The organism is Actinomycetota bacterium (genome assembly GCA_036280995.1).
Lineage (GTDB): Bacteria > Actinomycetota > CALGFH01 > CALGFH01 > CALGFH01 > CALGFH01.
This window is the reverse complement of sequence record DASUPQ010000819.1, coordinates 1-2,230: the sequence shown is the minus strand read 5'-3', so window position 1 is coordinate 2,230 and position 2,230 is coordinate 1. Positions and strand designations below refer to the sequence as shown.

The 2,230-nt window shown below is 68.7% G+C and carries 2 protein-coding genes; both read right to left on the bottom strand.

Annotation, left to right across the window (positions count from 1 at the left end):
- Positions 1–157: 157 nt before the first annotated feature.
- A complete protein-coding gene (locus VF468_27290; GenBank protein ID HEX5881991.1) occupies positions 158–1,708 on the bottom strand; it encodes an aldehyde dehydrogenase family protein in 1,551 nt (516 codons plus the stop codon).
- A 209-nt stretch (positions 1,709–1,917) separates the two neighbouring features.
- Positions 1,918–2,230: DDE-type integrase/transposase/recombinase (locus VF468_27285; protein HEX5881990.1), on the bottom strand; the 313-nt coding region annotated here is incomplete at its 5' end.

Sequence of the window (2,230 nt, the reverse complement as noted above, 5' to 3'; positions counted from 1 at the left end):
GGACCGACTCGTAATCGGAAGGCCGTCGGTTCGAATCCGACCTCGGGCTCCAAACAGCACGTCAGAGCACCTATACGCTAATCATGGAATGGGCTGGTGGACAGGCTTGCCTCCGACCCCCTTGAGACAGCTTGGCGCAGGCCAGTTGTTGTCTTGGTCAGGCCGGCGGGTAGCGCTGGTGGTCGGGGAAGTTCCCGTACAGCTGCTCGCCGGGCGGGCCCTGGGTGACGGCGTGGACCAGGTACTGACCGCCCACGAAGGCGCCCTTCCATGACGCTCCCCGGCCGCCGAACGGCTCGGCCTTGTCGCCCCTGGAGCGGGGAGCGTTGATGCCGACCTTGAAGGCGTGGACCTGATCGGCCAGTTGCCGGGCGAGCCGCTCGTTGTCGCAGGCGATCGAGGCCACCAGACAGCCGTTGGAGGCGTTCATCTCGGCCACCAGCTCGGCCGGGGAGTCGACCAGCACCACCGTGTCCACCGGACCGAACGGCTCGGCATGGCCCAGGGCACTGGCCCCCGGTGGGTCGAGCAGGGCCACCGGGGGCAGGTAAGCCGAGGTGTCCTGGCCAGGCAGGAACCAGCCCTCCTGGAGGGAGCTGCGGAACAGCGGGGTCGCGGCCATCTGGATGGCCAGGTCGATCTCCTGGTCGAGCTCGGTCACCTTGGCGGCGTTGATGAGGGGCCCGAAGTCCAGGTTGGGCGGCTCGTCCTCGGGGTCGACCACGGCCAGTGGGTGGCCGAAGCGGAGGGACCGGACGACCTGGAGGTACATGGCCAGGAACCGGTCGAACAGCGTCCGCTGGACCACATAGCGGGGGTAGGCGGTGCAGCGCTGCTTGCCGTACTCGAAGCCCTTCTTGAGGTGCACCGCTAGGGTGTCCCAGTCGCTGAACTCCCAGATCCCCCAGGCATTCAGACCTTCCTGCTCGAGCATGTGGCGCTTGTCGGTCTGGACGAGCTGGCTGGCGATCTGGCCGCCGACGTCGCGGCCGCCGACAAAGGCCAAACAGCCGATGTCGTCGTTCAGCACCAGGGCCGGGGACAGCCGCGACCCCGAGCCGCTGAGCAGGGTGACGGGAAGCTCGCAGCGGCGCATGAGCGCAGCCGATAGCGTCAGCGCGCACACGCCCCCGTCGGTGGGGGTCTTGGCGATTACCGCGTCGCCGGCCAGCAGCTGGACCAGCATGGCGTGCACGAGCACGCTGAGGGGGTAGTTCCAGGAGGCGATGTTGGACACCGGGCCGGCCAGCGGCTGGCGGCCGGCCAGCATCGGCTCGATCTCCTCCAGGTACCAGCGCACCCCGGTGATGGTGCGGTCCACCGAGGTCAGGGCCTGGCGCCACGGCTTACCGATCTCCCACACCAGCAGCAGGGCGAGCAGCTCGCGGTGGGCCTGGAGTTGGTCCACGCACCGGGCCACGCGGGCCCGGCGCTCGTCCAGGTCGACCTTGACCCACTCCTTGTGCTCGGCCGCGGCCGCCGCCACGGCCTGAAGGGCCTGCTCTAGCTGGAGCATGGGCGGTCCGGCGATCGGGCTGCCGTCGATCGGGCTGGTGGCCTCGGTCGGGTTCCCGGCCAGGTGCCAATCGCCGCCCCATAGGTTGCGGACCCGGTCGCGCTCGAACGCCTCGGGCGCGATCTGGTGGCAGCGCGCGTAGGCGTCCTCCCAGCTTGCGCCCAGCCGGACATGTCTGGGAGCTCCGGTCATCAGTGGCCCTCTCTCCTGCGGTCGCCTCCAGTCAGGACAAGCGTGAACAGGTAGCGTGGACCCTACAAGCAAGGCGACCTACCAACGTCGGCCCAACCCTGGGGAGGCCGGACGACGTGCCAGCTGATTTTGGGTTGGAAGGAGCCCTGAGGGCGCTGTTGCATCTGGACGATCCGAGGCAGGCTGAAGCTGGGCCCACTGTCTTTGGATCAGATCGCCAAGGCGAGGTCGTCGAACGCGACGGTCAACCGCTGGCCGGCCGGCACCTCGACCGCCAGCTCATCGTGGCCTCGCCGGACGTTCTGCACGAACGCATGGCCGGCAATGATGACCCTGGCGCTACGGTCCTGCTTGAGTCCTCGCATCGGTCGCAGCCGTGCCTTCAGGCGGCCGTGATCGGCCTCGACCCGGTTGTTGGCGTGCTGCTCGGTGCGGTGCCAGGCCGCCGGCAGCAGGTCCTCCAGCACGACCAGGTAGGTTGCCGCTCGGTCGGTAGTGACCTCCACTGGCATCACCCTGGTG

Bases quoted from the DNA above. Each gene is read 5' to 3' on its own strand.
- VF468_27290 (HEX5881991.1), bottom strand. From the start codon at position 1,708: ATGACCGGAGCTCCCAGACATGTCCGGCTGGGCGCAAGCTGGGAGGAC.